Below are 16,835 nucleotides of genomic sequence, written 5' to 3'. Positions count from 1 at the left end.
CCCGATGGCGGACGCGCTCCCGTGAAGCCGATGCCCCCCCTCTATCGACGAGACTAGTACTTGCCTGGCACCAACACCGAGCCGGTGTTCGACCAAGTGATGTACGCCTCGAGCGCCTTCATCGCCTCCGATTCGGGATCGATCTTCTCGCCCTGGTTCGGTTTCTCGATGCACCAGTTGATCATGTCGCGCAGTGTCGCGAATTTGGCCATCGACTGCTGGAACTTCGGGAACGCATGCGGGTGGGTATCGGAGGCCATCGGATGGCACATGGCGCAGGCCCACCCGGTGGTCGACAGCTTGACGCCCAACTGCTCCGCCATCGCCGCATCACCGTGGAACAGGAGGTCTCCCTTCCTGACCTCCTCCATGAACGCCTCTTGATAGAGTTTCAGCTGCTTTGGCGTCACCGGGTCCTTGTTGGCACTGGCCGGGCCGACGACGACGGCAGCTGCGACGACTGCTCCGGCGACGGTGGAACGCCTCAGAATGCAGAGGAATGTCGATGTGTTTATCATAGCCACCCCTTTTATGGATTTTCCCACGGGTACTGTCTGTCGGCGATGCGTGGCTGTATGACCTCCTCAATGCTCTTGTCGTGGTCCTCCGGCGACCGGACGAACACCTCCTTGCGCCCCCACATGATGTACTCGACATCGACCTTGTCGTCGGCGTTGACGTTCACGGTTTCCCAACCGACCCCGTCGAAGGGATCGCCAGGATCGACACGGATCATCGGCTTGGTCAGCTTGGGCACGCCTTCCGGCGCATACGGCCACGGCCAGGAGGTCGCCAGCATGCCGATCGAGCGCATGCTGCCGATCTCGTTGTAGAGCACCTGGTGCACGTGACCGTGGATGTTGGTGACCTTAGTATAAGGCTTCAGCACGTCATTCACTTCGCGCCAGTCGCGCACCCAGAAATTCCAGGGCGGGTAGTACTCGTACAGCGGATTGTGGCTGAAGATGACGATCGGCTTGGACTTATCCCACTCGGCGAGTGTCTTCTGCATCCAGTCGAGTTGCTCGCGGCCGACGCCGGCCCACGCGCCGGCAACCGTGCCGTCGAGGGTAGCCATGTGGCCCATGCGCTCCTCTGGCGTCATCTTTTTCGCTGTCCAGTAGTCCGGTCCCCGGCTGACCGTATCGAGCCCGATGAAGCGCACGCCTTTGTGATCGAAGGTCCAGTTGGGTTGGCCGAATAACTCGCCCCACTTCTTGCCCATATCCAGATACCAGTCATGCTCGCCCGGGATGTAGTACTTCTTGATCTTCAGATCCTTGAGGAGCTCAACGCCAAGCTCAAGTTCCTCGATCTTTCCGAGCTGGGCCAGGTCGCCGCCGAAGATCAGGAAGTCGGCCGGCGGATCCATGGCCTGGACCTCTTGTACGGCGCGCACCACCTTGTCGACGAAGCGCGTGTTGAGGGACCTCTCGTAGAGATGGGTGTCCGAAATCCAGGCAAACTTGAAGGGCGCTTCGGCGGCGTGAGCGACGTCGATGGTGTTGAGCAGCGGCCACCACGCGAACGTCTGGCCGACGGAAGCAGCGCCGAACAGCAGCGATCTGTGAATGAATGTGCGGCGGGTGATTTGGAGCGAGTCGTCGGGCCGTACTCCAGGCGGCTGCAGCACCGCATGCATTTCGCGCCGAATGCGGTCAAGCTCGTCGGACATCAGGGTTCCTCCTCAGTGCAGACCGTTTCTTAAAGCGTCGGCCTTCTCGCAGGAGCGCGACCCTATTGAATCAGTGGGTCGCCCATTTTCTTATTTTTTCAGTTCAATCGTCAGACTGGTGGCCTTATTCTCCTCTACCTTTACGGTCTGCTCGATGGGCCCGGTGAAGGGGTGGATCGCCACGAGCTTGTAGTCCCCAGGCGGAACATCGGTTATGCTGAACTTGCCGTCGGCGCCGGTGACAGCGTAGTAGGGATTGTCTACCACATAGACCCAGCCTTCCATCCAGCCATGCGCGTCGCAGTCGACGCGGACAGTGCCGGCCCGCTTCAGTTCGACGGGTATCCGCTGGCCCTTATTGGGCAGCGCCAGGTTGAAGGCGGTGCGCTTGCCATAATACCCGTGGGTGTTGTGGAGCATTGGGTCGCTGTTGACCACCTCCAGCGAACCGGCGGGTATCATCTGAACCGCGGGCTCAAAGCGACATTTGAGGTTGTTGAGCTCAGGCGGCTTTCCGGGCTCCGGCCAGGCCTTTCCCTGTGCCACGTCGACCAGCTGCACCGCCGCGTTCAGCACGGCCTGATCGCTGCCGACTTCGATCAGCGGCTCCTCGCGGGGATCGCCGCACACCTCGATATCCTTGGTGGGGATGATCTTTGTTGTCGGCACGTCGCCGCGGTAGACGATCGTACCCTCGATCGTTCCGCCTCCCGTGACCGGACCCACTTCGTAGGCTTGCGCAGGCGCGGACACCATCGCAACGAAAGCGATCGCCGCCAGCCCGCTCATCAATTCGCGAATGGTCATAAAAGCCTCCTCCTTCTAGCGAGATGAGGGGCAACTTTTAAAAATAGAGCTAAACCAGTACCATGTCTAGCCATTCAGCAACAAAACATGATAAAGTGAGATAGTTTAGGCGAGTTTGTTAATCACAAACACACGCGGGGGTTGGTGCGTCATTCTCGAAGTGCCGGAGGTACTTGATGAAGCGGCGGCATGGACTCCTCAGCCCCTGGGCCTACGGTCCGCATACCCTCTTCTGCATCATATTCGCAGCGGCCCTGTTGATCTGCCAACCGCTCGTGCGGGCCGACACGGCGCCTGTGACGGTCGGTGGCCCATTCACGCTTACGGCGCCGGACGGCACGACGGTCACCGATGAGACTTATCGCGGCAAATGGCTGCTGGTTTTCTTCGGCTATACTTCTTGTCCCGACATCTGTCCGACGACGCTGTCATCAATCGCCGCGGCGATTGAGGAACTCGGCCCCGACGCCGCAAAACTGCAACCGCTCTTCATCACTGTCGATCCCGAACGCGACACGCCTGAGGTGATGGGAAGCTTTACCGCAGCGTTCGATCAGCGCATCGTGGGACTGACCGGCAGCCCGCAACAGATCGCTGCGGTTTCGGAGGCATATGGCGCCTATGGTGTGGCGCGCCGGGGCGAGGCGGGCGGCGACGACTACCTAATGGATCACGGCACCCACATCTACATCATGAACCCACAGGGGCAATTCGTGGAGGGGCTAGACTCTGACACACCAAGCAGCGGCATTGCCGCTAGGTTGGGTGAACTGGTGCGATGACACCAGCCCTGGGATGACGGACATCACGATTATGCAGTTGAGCGATCCATAGAAAGTTGTCATCCGGAAGGAGAGCGACCATGCAAAGACATACAAAGGAGGCTTCGGAGCTTAAGGCATTGATCCTCGCGGATCTTCATAAGGAGCCGGGATGCGAGCACGTCACTGATTTTGTGATTCAGCGGCTCGAAACCAAGGAGAACGGGGCAAACTGGACTGTCAAATATCTGGATCCTAATCAAGATAAGGTCTGCGAGACAATTCTGATAAACATCGCGCGAATGTTGCAGCTCAATTTCGACCTTCCTAAAAGCGGGTCGTGAGGAACTATGCCAGCGGGATCGGCGCGCATCGCGCTTCGACATAATTCGTATGCAAGCAGGGGAATCAGGCGATGGCGGAACCCACAGCGTTGCACACCGGCAAACCTGGCGGCGTAAAGAACGTCCTTGCGCCGCGGCGATTTGGACCTCCGATGACCGGAGATGCGGGCGATATGGCCGATGGGCAAGGCCGTATCTTGGTGCCAGGCAATACGAGTTATGACGGTTTCTTTGCAGATGCGATCGCGCGTCTGCAGGAGGAACGGCGCTACCGTGTGTTCGCGGACCTTGAGCGCGTCGCCGGACGCTTTCCCAATGCCGTGTGGCATTCCCCGCATGGACCGAAGGACGTCGTGATCTGGTGCTCCAACGACTATCTCGGGATGGGACAACACCCAAAAGTGGTCGCCGCCATGGTGGAGACTGCTACCCGCCTGGGAACGGGGGCCGGCGGGACGCGCAATATCTCCGGCACCAGCCATCCGCTCCTAGAGCTCGAGAGCGAGCTTGCCGATCTCCACGGCAAGGAGGCGGCACTGGTCTTTACGTCCGGCTATGTTTCGAACCAGACTGGCATCTCGACCATCGCCAAGCTGATCCCCGGTTGTCTGATCCTGTCCGATGCGCTCAACCACAATTCGATGATCGAAGGTATCCGTCAGTCCGGTACGCAGAAGAGCATCTTCCGCCACAACGACGTCGATCATCTCGAGGAATTGTTGAAGGCAGCGGGTCCGGATCGGCCAAAACTCATCGTCTTCGAAAGTCTCTATTCGATGGACGGCGACGTCGCGCCAATCAATCGCATTTGCGAAATCGCCGATCGTTACGGCGCAATGACCTATCTCGACGAGGTCCATGCTGTGGGCATGTACGGCCCTCGCGGCGCCGGCATCGCCGCGCGCGACGGCGCCATGAACCGGATCGATGTGATCGAAGGCACGCTCGCCAAGGCCTTCGGCTGCCTCGGCGGCTATATCACGGGAAGTGCTGTGCTGATCGATGCGGTTCGTTCCTATGCTCCGGGTTTCATCTTCACCACCGCGTTGCCGCCGGCGATCTGCGCCGCGGCCACAGCGGCGATCCGGCATCTGAAAACCTCGCACTGGGAGCGCAAGCGCCAGCAGGATCGCGTCCGGCGGGTCAAGGCGGCGCTGGGTGCCGCTGCGCTGCCGGTCATCCTGAGCGACACCCATATCGTTCCGGTGGCAGTCGGCGATCCGGCGCATTGCAAAGCGGCGAGCGACCTGCTGCTGAGCGATCACGACATCTATATCCAGCCGATCAATTATCCGACTGTGGCGAAGGGAACTGAGCGGCTGCGCATCACGCCGACACCCTGTCATGAGGACATCATGATTGATCGGCTCGCGGCAGCTTTGTTCGATGTCTGGAATCGGCTCGGGCTGCCACGGGACAATCTCGCCTGAGCGGCCGAATGAGGCGTCGCCGTTCCCGAAGATTTGGTCTTAAGGATCAAGGAAATGACTGCCAAGGAAATCATGTTCTCGTTCGAAGCTCGCGACAGAATGCTGCGCGGCATTGACATCCTGGCGAATGCGGTGAGCGTCACGCTTGGCCCGCGGGGGCGCAACGTCGCGATCGGCAGGGAGCACGGCGCGCCAAGGGTCACGAAGGACGGCGTGACCGTCGCCAGGGAAATCGAACTCGACAACAAGTTCGAGAACATGGGCGCCCAGATGGTGCGCGAGATAGCAACAAAAACCTCCCATCAGGCCGGCGACGGCACGACCACCGCCGTCGTGCTCGCGCATGCGATCGCCCGGGAGGGCGCCAAGGCGGTGGCCGCCGGCATGAATCCCATGGACCTGAAACGCGGCATCGATCTCGCGGTCGAAGCCGTCGTCGCGGAACTCAAAAACAACGCCACGAAGGTCACCTCGAACGTCGAGATTGCGCAAGTCGGGACCATCTCGGCCAACGGCGACAGGGAGATCGGCCGCTGCCTCGCCGACGCCATGAAGAGGGTCGGCAATGACGGCGTGATCACTGTCGAGGACGGGACGTCGCTCGAAACCGAACTCGAATTCGTCGAGGGCATGCAGTTCGACCGCGGCTATATCTCGCCCCATTTCATCACCAATCGCGCAAAGATGCGGGTCGAGATGCAGGATGCCTATGTCCTCGTCAGCGAGAAGAAACTGTCCAGTCTGAACGAAATACTGCCGCTGCTGGAGAAGGTGGTGCAGGCCGGCAAGCCGCTGCTCATCATCGCCGAGGATGTCGAGAGTGAGGTGATGGCGGCGCTGGTGGTCAACAAGTTGCGCGGCGCTCTCAAGGTTGCAGCCGTGAAGGCGCCGGCCTACGGAAACCGCCGCAAGGCGATGCTGCAGGATCTCGCGCTGATGACCGGCGGAACGGTGATCTCCGAGGATTTGGGCATCAAGCTCGAACATGCTTCCCTCGATATGCTCGGGCGCACCAAGAAGGTGATGATCGACAAGGCAAACACCACGATCGTCGGCGGCGCCGGCGAGCGGGAAAGCATCGAGGCCCGCATCGCCGAGATCAAGCTCGAGCTTGCTGAAACCACCTCCGATTTCGACCGCGAGAACCTCCAGGAGCGGCTGGCCAGGCTCGCCGGTGGCGTCGCCGTTATCCGGGTCGGCGGTGCAACCGAAGTCGAGGTCAGGGAGAAGAAGGATCGCATCGATGACGCGATGAACGCGACAAGAGCCGCGGTTGCAGAGGGCATTCTCCCCGGCGGTGGGGTCGCCTTACTGCGCGCCGGCAGGGCGCTCAAGAAGCTCAAGGGCAGCAACGAGGACCAGCAGGTCGGCATCGCGATCGTCAGGAAGGCGATCACCTGGCCGGCTCGGCAAATCGCGATCAATGCCGGCCTGGAAGGCTCGGTCGTCATCGCCGGGATCCTCGAAAACGACGACAACGCCTATGGCTACGATGCCCAATCGGGCGTGTACGCGGATCTGGTGTCAAAGGGCATCATCGACCCGGCCAAGGTGGTGCGAACGGCGCTCCAGGGCGCAGCCTCGGTGGCAGGCCTCCTCATCATGACGGAGGCGATGGTGGCCGAAGTGCCTGGCCCGCCGCCGCCGGAGCTTCCCGGTCACGAGCATCATCATCACGATATGGATTTGGATTTCTGACCGCTTCGCGGTCGTAATCCGGGATCGCCGCCGTCAACAATGATCTCGTCCGCTATCGAGGTGAGACAAGTCGTCGAGGATCACGGTATCCAAGGTGTCGGCTTATGGGGCTACCTGCTCGCTCCGATAGATGAGACGAATGGCAATATTCACCCATCTCGGCCCTTCTCAGTACCTACCTGATTAGGTTTTACCTGGGCCGTGATCCCGAACCGAAGGTCAGCGCAGCAAGATGTGAAACCGGTTTCGGGAAAGGACTAATGAAGCCCCATCCCGATTCCATCTTGATCGATCAAGCGCCGGTCAGACCGGCCGCACCAGAACGTGTTTTTTCTTGCCGAGCGACAGCTTAACGACCTGTTCCGGACCTAGATCCTCAAGTGTCACCAACCGGCGATCGTCGGACACGGACTGGTCGTTGAGGCGCACCGCGCCGCCCTGGATGTGTCGCCGCGCCTCGCCGTTGGACGCGGCAAGCCCGGCGGCAACGAACAGCGACAATATGCCGACGCCGCTTTCCAGATCGGCCTTGCCGACCTCGACGGTCGGCAGCGTTTCGGCCAGCGCGCCTTCTTCAAACGTCTTGCGCGCGGTTTCCTCGGCTTGCTCGGCCGCTTCGCGGCCGTGCACGATGGCCGTCGTTTCCGTGGCCAGGACCTTCTTGGCCTCGTTGATCTCTGAGCCGCCAAGCGCGGCGAGCCGCGCGATCTCGCTGAGCGGCAGGCGGGTGAAAATCTTGAGGAAGCGCGTGACGTCGGCGTCCTCGGTGTTGCGCCAGTACTGCCAGAAATCATAGGGCGAGTAGAGGTCGCCGTTCAGCCAGACCGCGCCCTTGGCCGATTTGCCCATCTTGGCGCCTGACGACGTCGTCAGCAGCGGTGTGGTCAGGGCATAAAGCTGCGGCGTGCCCATGCGGTGTCCGAGATCGACGCCGTTGATGATATTGCCCCACTGGTCCGATCCGCCCATCTGCAGGCGGCAGCCATAGCGCCGGCTGAGCTCGACGAAATCATAGCCCTGCAGGATCATGTAGTTGAATTCGAGGAAGGAGAGCGATTGCTCGCGCTCGAGCCTCAGCTTGACGCTGTCGAAGGTCAGCATGCGGTTGACCGAAAAATGCCGGCCGACATCGCGCAGGAACTCGACATAGTTGAGCTTCATCAGCCAGTCGGCATTGTTGACCATGATCGAGTCGTTTGGACCGTCGCCGAAACGCAGGATGCGGCCGAAGATGCGCTTGATGCCCTCGATGTTGGTGGCGATGGCCTCAGGCGTCAAAAGCTTGCGCTGGTCGTCGCGGAAGGAAGGATCGCCGATCATCGAAGTGCCGCCGCCCATCAGTGCGATCGGCCTGTGGCCGGTCTCCTGCAGCCAGTAGAGCATGGTCGCGGATATCAGATTGCCGATATGCAGGCTGGTCGCGGTGGCATCGTAGCCGACATAGGCGGTCACCGTTTCCCTGGCGAAAAGCTGGTCGAGGCCGGCATCATCCGAAATCTGGTGGATGAAACCACGCTCGCTCATTACGCGCAGGAAATCGGATTTGAAGGCGGACATTTTTTCTTTCCCGAAAGCGCCCGACCGAAGCGGATCGGGCGTGGCATGCGTGAACGCGGGCGTTTAGCATCCAAGCGCGGTCAGCAAAAGGGGAATCCGGTTTTGCCACCTGACCGCTGTAACGGCGCGGCACGGCTTCGAATCGAATGCCATATCCTGCGACAGAGCCCGACGCGGGATGCCGGAGATATCTTCGCTGTTCGGCCTATCTCAACCGTTTCGGCCGCGGGTCGGACAACTCGCCTGCCAGACGGCGATCGAGATAGTCCGCGCATTCCTGGAGCAAGAGGTCCGCATCGTTGGAGAAGAAATGGTTGGCGCCGGGCAAGGTCTTCTGGGTGATGGTGATACCCTTTTGCGTGTGCAGCTTGTCGACCAGCCCCTGCACGTCCTTTGGCGGCGCGACCTTGTCGGCGTCGCCATGGATGATGAGGCCGGACGACGGGCAGGGCGCCAGGAACGAGAAATCATAGGTGTTGGGCTGCGGCGCGATCGAGATGAAGCCTTCGATCTCCGGCCGGCGCATCAGAAGCTGCATGCCGATCCACGAGCCGAACGAATAGCCGGCGACCCAGCAGCTCTTGGAATCCGGATGCAGCGACTGCACCCAGTCAAGTGCCGCGGCCGCATCCGACAATTCGCCGGTGCCGTGGTCGAATTCGCCCTGGCTGCGGCCGATGCCGCGGAAATTGAAGCGCAGCGTGGTGAAATCCCGCTTCTGGAACATGTAGAAGAGGTCGTAGACGATCTTGTTGTTCATCGTGCCGCCGAACTGTGGGTGCGGATGCAGGATGATGGCGATCGGCGCGCTCTTTTCCTTGGAAGGCTGGTAGCGACCCTCCAGGCGGCCGGCCGGACCGGTGAAAATGACCTCAGGCATAAAATACTCCACATGGCATAAGAATGCGCGGCGCTTGGAACAACTCTTCCTCTGGCCCCAGTCTTCCGCAGGCCTTGACGCAGGGCGAGCGTCTTCTTAGAAGCTAGTTTAGAATTGTTCAAAACTGGGTGGCCAAAACGTCGTGGTTCGGCCATCCACGCCGCAAGTCGCGTAAATAGGACGGCTTGCCTTGCAATTTCAAGGAAATAACGCGCTATCCTCGCGGAATGGCTCTTGAAGGGACCGATCGAAACGAAAATGGCCGGAAGACGCGCCTATCTCGACTACAATGCCAGCGCGCCGCTGCTTGCCGCGGCGCGCACGGCAATGATTGCCGCGCTCGATACTGCCGCCAACCCGTCGTCGGTCCATGCCGAAGGTCGTGCCGCACGGCGGCTGATCGAGAATGCAAGGCGCGATGTGGCGCTGCTGGTCAACGCCGGCGCCGAGCATGTCGTGTTCACCTCCGGTGCGACGGAAGCCGCCTCGACGCTGCTGACGCCGGATTGGCAGATGGGGCGCGGCACTGTCCGCATGAGCCGGCTCTATGTCTGCGAAGCCGATCATCCTTGTGTGCTGAATGGCGGGCGCTTTCCGGCAGCCCGGGTAACACGCATCGGCGTCGATGCCGACGGCATTGTCAGGCTGGACGCGCTGGCGGCGGCACTTGGCCGTCATGACAAGGCGGACGGCCTGCCGCTGGTGGCGATCCATGCCGCCAACAACGAGACCGGCGTCATCCAGCCGGTCGGGCGCATCGCCGAAATCGTCAAGGCGGCGGGCGGCATCCTGGTCGTCGACGCCGTGCAGGCTGCCGGTCGCATTCCGCTCGATATGTCAGCGGGTTATGCCGATTACTTGATTCTGTCTTCGCACAAGATCGGCGGTCCCAAGGGCGTTGGCGCCATTATCGCCGCCGCTGAACTGATGATGCCCAGGCCCTTGATATCAGGCGGTGGCCAGGAAAAGGGTCATCGCGGCGGCACTGAAAACCTGGCCGCGATCGCCGGTTTTGGCGCAGCGGCGCGCGAAGCCCTGATCGGATTGAAGCGCATCGACGACGTCGGCAGCCGCCGCGACGAGATCGAGGCCATCGTGAAAACGCTGGTGCCGGATGCGGAAATCTTCGGAACCGGCGCGCCGAGGCTTGCCAATACGACATTCTTCGCTATTGCGGGCATCAAGGCCGAGACGGCGCAGATCGCCTTCGACCTCGCCGGCGTGGCGCTGTCTGCCGGTTCCGCCTGTTCGTCGGGCAAGGTCGGCCCGAGCCATGTGCTGAAAGCCATGGGATACAATGACAGCCTTGGCGCTTTGCGCGTGTCCATCGGCCACGCAACGAGCGCGCAGGACATCGAACTGTTCCGCACTGCGCTGGCAGGCATTGCCTCACGCCGCGCAGGCAGGGAAGAGGCCGCCTGAGCGCGGCAAACAAACGCAGGCTTTTTGGCCTGGTAGAGCCGTGCGTTTCATGGTGGCCGGGTGAATTCCCGGCAGGGACGCACTATATGGAACTTACGCCGCCTCGGGTGCCTCGCGGGTACTGGTTTCGCGGTGCCATAGTTTGAAAACTGCCGGGCCTTGACCCCGGCGTGGATGGAGAACGCTGATGCCTGCTGTGCAGGACACGATCGATCGGGTTCGAAAGATCGACGTCGACCAATACAAATACGGATTCCAGACCGAAATCGCGATGGACAAGGCCCCAAAGGGCCTGAGTGAAGACATTATCCGCTTCATTTCGGCGAAGAAGGACGAGCCGTCCTGGATGCTGGAATGGCGTCTGGAAGCCTATCGGCGCTGGGTGACGCTGGACGAGCCGAAATGGGCGCGCGTCCATTATCCGAAGATCGATTTCCAGGACCTCTACTATTATGCGGCGCCCAAGAGCACGCCAGGACCGACATCGCTGAGCGACGTCGACCCCGAACTGTTGAGGGTCTATGAAAAGCTCGGCATCCCGCTAAGGGAACAGGAGATCCTCGCCGGTGTGCAGAAGACCGACGCGTCGGAACTCGAGGAAGCCAGCGACAATGTCTACAAGTCGGGCCGCGTCGCCGTCGACGCCGTGTTCGATTCCGTGTCCGTCGTCACCACCTTCAAGAAGGAGCTGGCGCAGGCCGGCGTCATCTTCTGCTCGATCTCGGAAGCCATCCGCGAGCACCCGGATCTGGTGAAGAAGTATCTCGGCTCGGTCGTGCCGACCTCGGACAATTTCTACGCCACGCTGAATTCGGCGGTGTTCACCGACGGTTCTTTCGTCTTCGTGCCCAAGGGCGTGCGCTGCCCGATGGAACTGTCGACCTATTTCCGCATGAACGAGAAGAACACCGGCCAGTTCGAGCGCACGCTGATCATCGCCGAGGAAGGGGCCTATGTCTCCTATCTCGAAGGCTGCACGGCGCCGCAGCGCGACGAGAACCAGCTTCACGCTGCGGTTGTCGAACTGATCGCGCTCGACGATGCCGAGATCAAATACTCGACGGTGCAGAACTGGTACCCCGGCGACGCCGAAGGCAAGGGCGGCATCTACAATTTCGTCACCAAGCGCGGCGACTGCCGCGGCCACCGTTCGAAGATTTCATGGACGCAGGTCGAGACCGGCTCGGCGATCACCTGGAAATATCCGAGCTGCATCCTGCGCGGCGACGATTCCAGCGGCGAGTTCTATTCGATCGCCGTGTCGAACGGCTACCAGCAGGTCGACAGCGGCACCAAGATGATCCATCTCGGCAAGAACACGTCGAGCCGCATCATCTCCAAGGGCATCGCCGCCGGCTTCTCGCAGAACACCTATCGCGGCCAGGTCTCGGCGCACCGCAAGGCGACCAACGCCCGCAACTTCACCAACTGCGACTCGCTGCTGATCGGCGACCAGTGCGGCGCCCACACCGTGCCCTACATGGAAGCCAAGAACGCAACGGCGCAGTTCGAGCATGAGGCGACGACGTCGAAGATTTCCGAGGACCAGAAATTCTACGTCATGCAGCGCGGCATTCCCGAAGAAGAGGCGATCGCGCTGATCGTCAACGGCTTCGTCAAGGACGTCATCCAGCAACTGCCGATGGAATTCGCGGTCGAGGCGCAGAAGCTGATTGGGATCAGCCTCGAGGGCTCGGTCGGCTGACCGGACCGAAAATTTTCAGGAAAAGAAAAAATGCTTGAAATCAGAAATTTGCATGCTCGCATCGTCGATGACGGCACCGAGATCATCCGCGGCCTGAACCTGACGGTGAAAGCCGGCGAGGTCGCCGCCATCATGGGGCCGAACGGCTCGGGAAAATCGACGCTGTCCTACATCCTCGCCGGGCGCGAGGATTATGAGGTGACCGAAGGCGACATTCTCTACAACGGCCGGTCGATCCTCGAAATGGACCCGGCCGAGCGCGCCACATCAGGCATTTTTCTCGCCTTCCAGTATCCGATGGAGATACCCGGTGTGGCGACGATGGAATTCCTGAAAGTGGCGATGAACGAGCAGCGCAAGGCCCGCGGCGAGGAGCCGCTAAAGATCCCGGAATTCCTGAAGCGCGTGAAGGATGCCGCCGCCTTGCTCGACATGGACATGGCGATGCTGAAGCGGCCGCTCAATGTCGGCTTTTCCGGCGGCGAGAAGAAGCGCGCCGAGATCCTGCAGATGAAGCTTCTGGAGCCAAAGCTGTGCGTGCTCGACGAGACCGATTCCGGCCTCGACATCGATGCGCTGAAGATCGTTTCGGAAGGCGTCAATGCGTTGCGCGCGCCGGACCGCGCCATCGTCATCATCACCCACTACCAGCGCCTGCTTCAGTACATCGTGCCGGATAGTGTGCACGTGCTGTACAGAGGCCAGGTGGTCAAGTCGGGCGACAAGTCGCTGGCGCTCGACCTCGAGGCCAATGGCTATGCCGGCGTGATCGGCCAAGCTGCGTGAGATGCCAGAAGGCCAAGAAGGCAAGCCAAACAAGGCGAGACCGATGAATATACATACGACACCCCAGCGAACGCCGGCCGAAACGGCGCTGATCGACGCCTTCAGCGACCGGCTGTCGTTGCTGCCCGGCGACGGCACGGTGATGCTGAAGCGCGACGACGCCATCGAGGCGATCAAGAGCGGCCTGCCGACGCGGCGCATCGAATCCTGGCACTACACCGACCTGCGCCGCCTATTGACTTCGGTTCCGGATTTCGATACCGCAGCCGCCCCAAAAGCCATTGCGCCTGTCGTCGAAGGATCCGCTGTCCTGCCGGTGCTCAACGGCGTGTCGAGTGCGAAAATGCCTGAAATCGAGGGCATCGCCGTGCAGCGCCTGTCGGAGAAGCTGACCGACGGCAGCATCGCACCGGGCCTCGACCTCTATGGCGCCGACGATGCTATCGGCGCGCTCAATATGGCTTTCGTGGCCGACGGCTATTTTGTCGACATCGCCGACGGTACCGAACTGGACAAGCCGATCGAACTGCAGAACCTGCAGGCCGGCGGCCAGACGCATGTCCGCCTCAGCGTCCGCGTCGGCGTTGGCGCCAAGGCCGTGATCGTCGAGCGCCAGGCGGGCGAGGGCGCCGCACTGGTCAGCTCGGTCAGCCAGCTTCTGCTTGACGAGGGCGCCGAGGTGATGTGGCTGATCGTGCAGGAGCAGCCGGATACGGCGACGCATCTTGCCCAGTTCAAGGCGCATCTCGGCAAGAATGCGAAGCTGACGCTGTTCGTGATGAACGCCGGCGGCAAGCTGGTGCGCCAGGAGATCGTGGTCAGGACGACCGGCGAAGGCGCCGATTTCACGCTGCGCGGCATCAACCTGCTGGCCGGTGACACTCATACCGACGTGACCATGGTGCTCGACCATGCGGTGCCGCATACGGCTTCGACGGAAGTGATCCGCAACGTGGTGACGGGAAGAGCGCGCGGCGTCTTCCAGGGGCGCATCAACGTCCACCAATACGCGCAGAAGACCAACGCCAAGATGGCCTGCAACACGCTGCTTCTGTCGGATGACGGCGAGTTCTCGACCAAGCCTGAGCTCGAAATCTTCGCCGACGACGTCGTTTGCGGCCACGGCGCCACCGTCACCGAGATCGATCATAGCCACTTGTTCTACCTGATGGCGCGCGGCATCGACGAGAAGGCCGCTCGTGGCCTGCTGGTCAAGGCGTTCGTCGCCGAGGTGATCGAGGAACTCGACGACGAGGCGATCGTCGAGGCGCTGGAAACGAGGCTCGACGGCTGGTTCGCGGCGCACGGGTGACAGTGGGTGAGGGTTGGGCGCTTCGGCCAACACCCCTCATCCGACCGAGCTCCGCTCGGCCACCTTCTCCCACAAGGGGAGAAGGAAGAGCGCCTCTCCTTCTCCCCTTGTGGGAGAAGGTGGATTGGCGCGTAGCGCCAAGACGGATGAGGGGTGTTGGAACGAACGCGGCGTAGAGCGGCAAGGACTTCGAAATGGACCAGAAAGTCGAAAACATTCCCTACGACGTCGAGGCGATCCGCCGCGACTTTCCGATCCTGTCGCGGCAAGTCTACGGCAAACCGCTGGTCTATCTCGACAATGGCGCCTCGGCGCAGAAGCCGCAGGCCGTGCTCGACGCCATCCAGCACGCCTACGCCCAGGAATATGCCAATGTCCATCGCGGGCTGCATTTCCTGTCGAATGCCTCGACCGACGCCTTTGAGAACGCGCGCAAGATAGTGCAAAGATTCCTCAACGCGCCAAGCACCGACAACATCGTCTTCACGTCGAACACGACCGCGGCGATCAACACCGTTGCCTATGGTTATGGCATGCCCAATATCGGCGAGGGCGATGAAATAGTCCTGTCGATCATGGAACACCATTCCAACATCGTGCCGTGGCATTTCATCCGCGAGCGGCAGGGCGCGAAGCTGGTCTGGGTGCCGGTCGACGATCTCGGCATCTTCCACATCGAGGAGTTCGAGAAACGGCTGACCGACCGCACAAAACTGGTCGCCATCACGCACATGTCGAATGCGCTGGGCACGGTGACGCCGATCAAGGAGATCGTCCGCATCGCGCATGCGCGCGGCATTCCGGTGCTGGTCGACGGCAGCCAGAGCGCCGTGCACATGCCGATTGACGTGCAGGACCTCGACTGCGATTTCTTCGTCTTCACCGGCCACAAGGTTTATGGGCCCTCGGGCATCGGCGTGCTCTATGGCAAGAAGGACATGCTGGAGCGCATGCGCCCGTTCATGGGCGGCGGCGAGATGATCGAGGAGGTGACGCAAGACATCGTCACCTACAACGATCCGCCGCACCGTTTCGAGGCAGGCACGCCGCCGATCGTCCAGGCGATCGGGCTGGGTGCGGCGCTCGAATATATGGAAAAGATCGGCCGCGAGCGCATCGCCGCCCACGAGGCCGATCTCAGGGATTATGCCCATCAGCGGCTGCGCGCCATCAATTCGCTGCGCATCTTCGGCGATGCGCCTGACAAGGGCGCCATCATCTCCTTCGAACTGCAAGGCATTCATGCCCACGACGTGTCGATGGTGATCGACAGGCAAGGCGTCGCCGTCCGTGCCGGCACCCATTGCGCCCAGCCGCTGTTGAAACGTTTTGGCGTAACCTCCACATGCAGGGCATCGTTCGGCATGTATAACACCAGAGCCGAAGTCGACGCTTTGGCCGATGCGCTCGAAAAAGCGCGAAAGTTCTTCGGATGACGATCATGGATGATGCAGGCCACACCGCTGAGACCACGTCGGAAACGGTAACCAATGAGGTGGTTTCCGCCTCAGCCATTCCCGCCGACGAACTGGCACGGCTGACCGACGACATCGTTTCGGCGCTGAAGACGGTCTACGACCCGGAAATCCCGGCCGACATCTATGAGCTCGGCCTGATCTACAAGATCGACATCGAGGACGACCGCTCGGTCAAGATCGACATGACCCTGACCGCGCCGGGCTGCCCGGTGGCCGGCGAAATGCCGGGCTGGGTGGAAAATGCCGTCGGCGCCGTCGAAGGCGTTTCCGGCGTCGAGGTCAACATGACCTTCGATCCGCCCTGGTCGCCCGACCGCATGTCGGAAGAGGCGCAGGTCGCGGTGGGCTGGTATTGAGGCGCACTTGCGCCAGGCAGAAAACTTCACCATTTTAGGTGAAGACTCATTCCGCAGGCCTTGAACCTGCGCGAACGCGGAGAAAAAGAATGGGACGCTTCGCCGTCATCACGATGACCGAAAAGGCTTCCGATCGGGTTCGCGAGATCGTCGCGACCCGTGAGAATGCGCATGGCATTCGCCTTGGCATCAAGAAGGGCGGCTGCGCCGGCATGGAATATACGGTCGACCTGGTGACCGAGCCCAACACCAAGGACGATCATATCGAGCGCGACGGCGCCCATGTCTATGTCGCGCCTGAGGCAGCGCTTTTCCTGTTCGGCACCGAGATGGATTTCGAGCAGACGACGCTGCGCACTGGCTTCACCTTCCGCAACCCGAACCAGAGCTCGGCCTGCGGCTGCGGCGAATCGGTGGAGCTCAAGCCGGCCGATCTGAAGGCCTTGGCCGAGGCGCGCGCATCGGCCTGATCTTCCCTTCTCCTCGTGTCCCCCTCATTCGGCCCTTCGGGCCACCTTCTCCCCGCCGGGGAGAAGAGGTTGGCATCACCGCTGGCGACCTCCTCTCCCCTCGGGGAGAGGTCGGATTGCCCCGAATTGCCCTTCGCAATTCGGTTGGCAATCC

16 protein-coding genes are annotated in these 16,835 nt (G+C 61.3%); 11 read left to right on the top strand and 5 right to left on the bottom strand.

The annotated features are described in order from the left end of the window. Positions 1 to 53: 53 nt before the first annotated feature. The 3 genes from BLT09_RS06350 to BLT09_RS06340 all read right to left on the bottom strand — a co-directional run bounded on the left by BLT09_RS06350 (position 54) and on the right by BLT09_RS06340 (position 2,464). Positions 54 to 518: a c-type cytochrome gene (locus tag BLT09_RS06350; protein WP_023798298.1), complete on the bottom strand. Its 465-nt coding sequence runs from the start codon at positions 516 to 518 to the stop codon at positions 54 to 56. An 11-nt stretch (positions 519 to 529) separates the two neighbouring features. Then, positions 530 to 1,675 carry a metallophosphoesterase family protein gene (locus tag BLT09_RS06345; RefSeq protein ID WP_091591434.1) on the bottom strand — a complete coding sequence of 382 codons (1,146 nt, stop codon included), beginning with the start codon at positions 1,673 to 1,675 and terminating at the stop codon, positions 530 to 532. A 90-nt stretch (positions 1,676 to 1,765) separates the two neighbouring features. After that, positions 1,766 to 2,464 (bottom strand): carboxypeptidase regulatory-like domain-containing protein, encoded by a 699-nt coding sequence (locus BLT09_RS06340; RefSeq protein WP_413468442.1) that lies wholly within the window; start codon positions 2,462 to 2,464, stop codon positions 1,766 to 1,768. A gap of 194 nt (positions 2,465 to 2,658) precedes the next feature. On the opposite strand from BLT09_RS06340, the gene BLT09_RS06335 reads away from it, so the two are divergent. The 4 genes from BLT09_RS06335 (at position 2,659) to groL (ending at position 6,715) form a co-directional block, all read left to right on the top strand. Beyond that, positions 2,659 to 3,264, top strand: coding sequence for an SCO family protein (locus BLT09_RS06335; RefSeq protein WP_091591431.1), 606 nt, complete (start codon positions 2,659 to 2,661; stop codon positions 3,262 to 3,264). A gap of 80 nt (positions 3,265 to 3,344) precedes the next feature. Beyond that, complete coding sequence (locus tag BLT09_RS06330) at positions 3,345 to 3,587, top strand: hypothetical protein (RefSeq protein ID WP_091591430.1); 243 nt, start codon at positions 3,345 to 3,347, stop codon at positions 3,585 to 3,587. Positions 3,588 to 3,760: 173 nt separating this feature from the next. After that, the gene (hemA, locus tag BLT09_RS06325; protein ID WP_091591830.1) at positions 3,761 to 5,017 is read left to right on the top strand and encodes a 5-aminolevulinate synthase; all 1,257 of its coding nucleotides are present in this window, start codon (positions 3,761 to 3,763) and stop codon (positions 5,015 to 5,017) included. 54 nt (positions 5,018 to 5,071) lie between these two features. After that, the gene (gene groL / locus BLT09_RS06320; protein WP_091591429.1) at positions 5,072 to 6,715 is read left to right on the top strand and encodes a chaperonin GroEL; all 1,644 of its coding nucleotides are present in this window, start codon (positions 5,072 to 5,074) and stop codon (positions 6,713 to 6,715) included. Positions 6,716 to 7,018: 303 nt separating this feature from the next. Here groL and tyrS read toward each other — a convergent pair whose 3' ends face one another. Both tyrS and BLT09_RS06310 read right to left on the bottom strand, forming a co-directional pair. Next, positions 7,019 to 8,272 carry a tyrosine--tRNA ligase gene (tyrS, locus tag BLT09_RS06315; RefSeq protein ID WP_091591427.1) on the bottom strand — a complete coding sequence of 418 codons (1,254 nt, stop codon included), beginning with the start codon at positions 8,270 to 8,272 and terminating at the stop codon, positions 7,019 to 7,021. A 205-nt stretch (positions 8,273 to 8,477) separates the two neighbouring features. Continuing rightward, a complete protein-coding gene (locus tag BLT09_RS06310) occupies positions 8,478 to 9,152 on the bottom strand; it encodes an alpha/beta hydrolase (RefSeq protein WP_027154148.1) in 675 nt (224 codons plus the stop codon). A gap of 258 nt (positions 9,153 to 9,410) precedes the next feature. Between BLT09_RS06310 and BLT09_RS06305 the strand changes: the two genes are divergently transcribed. The 7 genes from BLT09_RS06305 to sufA all read left to right on the top strand — a co-directional run bounded on the left by BLT09_RS06305 (position 9,411) and on the right by sufA (position 16,681). Then, on the top strand, positions 9,411 to 10,574 hold the full coding sequence (locus BLT09_RS06305; protein WP_091591828.1) for a cysteine desulfurase family protein: 1,164 nt from the start codon (positions 9,411 to 9,413) through the stop codon (positions 10,572 to 10,574). Between the two features lie 187 nt (positions 10,575 to 10,761). Next, the gene (gene sufB / locus BLT09_RS06300; RefSeq protein WP_023798290.1) at positions 10,762 to 12,279 is read left to right on the top strand and encodes a Fe-S cluster assembly protein SufB; all 1,518 of its coding nucleotides are present in this window, start codon (positions 10,762 to 10,764) and stop codon (positions 12,277 to 12,279) included. A 30-nt stretch (positions 12,280 to 12,309) separates the two neighbouring features. Further along, positions 12,310 to 13,065, top strand: a complete 756-nt coding sequence (gene sufC / locus BLT09_RS06295) for a Fe-S cluster assembly ATPase SufC (protein ID WP_091591425.1) — start codon at positions 12,310 to 12,312, stop codon at positions 13,063 to 13,065. A 43-nt stretch (positions 13,066 to 13,108) separates the two neighbouring features. Continuing rightward, complete coding sequence (sufD, locus tag BLT09_RS06290) at positions 13,109 to 14,377, top strand: Fe-S cluster assembly protein SufD (RefSeq protein WP_091591826.1); 1,269 nt, start codon at positions 13,109 to 13,111, stop codon at positions 14,375 to 14,377. Positions 14,378 to 14,571: 194 nt separating this feature from the next. Next, positions 14,572 to 15,813, top strand: a complete 1,242-nt coding sequence (locus tag BLT09_RS06285; protein ID WP_091591423.1) for a cysteine desulfurase — start codon at positions 14,572 to 14,574, stop codon at positions 15,811 to 15,813. Between the two features lie 5 nt (positions 15,814 to 15,818). Next, complete coding sequence (locus BLT09_RS06280) at positions 15,819 to 16,211, top strand: SUF system Fe-S cluster assembly protein (RefSeq protein WP_027154153.1); 393 nt, start codon at positions 15,819 to 15,821, stop codon at positions 16,209 to 16,211. Between the two features lie 89 nt (positions 16,212 to 16,300). Then, positions 16,301 to 16,681, top strand: coding sequence for a Fe-S cluster assembly scaffold SufA (gene sufA / locus BLT09_RS06275; protein ID WP_091591421.1), 381 nt, complete (start codon positions 16,301 to 16,303; stop codon positions 16,679 to 16,681). Positions 16,682 to 16,835 lie beyond the last annotated feature (154 nt).

The organism is Mesorhizobium muleiense, assembly GCF_900099905.1.
In the GTDB taxonomy this organism is placed as follows: Bacteria; Pseudomonadota; Alphaproteobacteria; order Rhizobiales; family Rhizobiaceae; genus Mesorhizobium; species Mesorhizobium muleiense.
The sequence above is the reverse complement of the archived record's forward strand: the minus strand, read 5'-3'. Positions and strand labels throughout refer to the sequence as shown.

Bases quoted from the DNA above. Each gene is read 5' to 3' on its own strand.
- BLT09_RS06350 (WP_023798298.1), bottom strand. From the start codon at position 518: ATGATAAACACATCGACATTCCTCTGCATTCTGAGGCGTTCCACCGTC.
- BLT09_RS06345 (WP_091591434.1), bottom strand. From the start codon at position 1,675: ATGTCCGACGAGCTTGACCGCATTCGGCGCGAAATGCATGCGGTGCTG.
- BLT09_RS06340 (WP_413468442.1), bottom strand. From the start codon at position 2,464: ATGAGCGGGCTGGCGGCGATCGCTTTCGTTGCGATGGTGTCCGCGCCT.
- BLT09_RS06335 (WP_091591431.1), top strand. From the start codon at position 2,659: ATGAAGCGGCGGCATGGACTCCTCAGCCCCTGGGCCTACGGTCCGCAT.
- BLT09_RS06330 (WP_091591430.1), top strand. From the start codon at position 3,345: ATGCAAAGACATACAAAGGAGGCTTCGGAGCTTAAGGCATTGATCCTC.
- hemA (WP_091591830.1), top strand. From the start codon at position 3,761: ATGGCCGATGGGCAAGGCCGTATCTTGGTGCCAGGCAATACGAGTTAT.
- groL (WP_091591429.1), top strand. From the start codon at position 5,072: ATGACTGCCAAGGAAATCATGTTCTCGTTCGAAGCTCGCGACAGAATG.
- tyrS (WP_091591427.1), bottom strand. From the start codon at position 8,272: ATGTCCGCCTTCAAATCCGATTTCCTGCGCGTAATGAGCGAGCGTGGT.
- BLT09_RS06310 (WP_027154148.1), bottom strand. From the start codon at position 9,152: ATGCCTGAGGTCATTTTCACCGGTCCGGCCGGCCGCCTGGAGGGTCGC.
- BLT09_RS06305 (WP_091591828.1), top strand. From the start codon at position 9,411: ATGGCCGGAAGACGCGCCTATCTCGACTACAATGCCAGCGCGCCGCTG.
- sufB (WP_023798290.1), top strand. From the start codon at position 10,762: ATGCCTGCTGTGCAGGACACGATCGATCGGGTTCGAAAGATCGACGTC.
- sufC (WP_091591425.1), top strand. From the start codon at position 12,310: ATGCTTGAAATCAGAAATTTGCATGCTCGCATCGTCGATGACGGCACC.
- sufD (WP_091591826.1), top strand. From the start codon at position 13,109: ATGAATATACATACGACACCCCAGCGAACGCCGGCCGAAACGGCGCTG.
- BLT09_RS06285 (WP_091591423.1), top strand. From the start codon at position 14,572: ATGGACCAGAAAGTCGAAAACATTCCCTACGACGTCGAGGCGATCCGC.
- BLT09_RS06280 (WP_027154153.1), top strand. From the start codon at position 15,819: ATGGATGATGCAGGCCACACCGCTGAGACCACGTCGGAAACGGTAACC.
- sufA (WP_091591421.1), top strand. From the start codon at position 16,301: ATGGGACGCTTCGCCGTCATCACGATGACCGAAAAGGCTTCCGATCGG.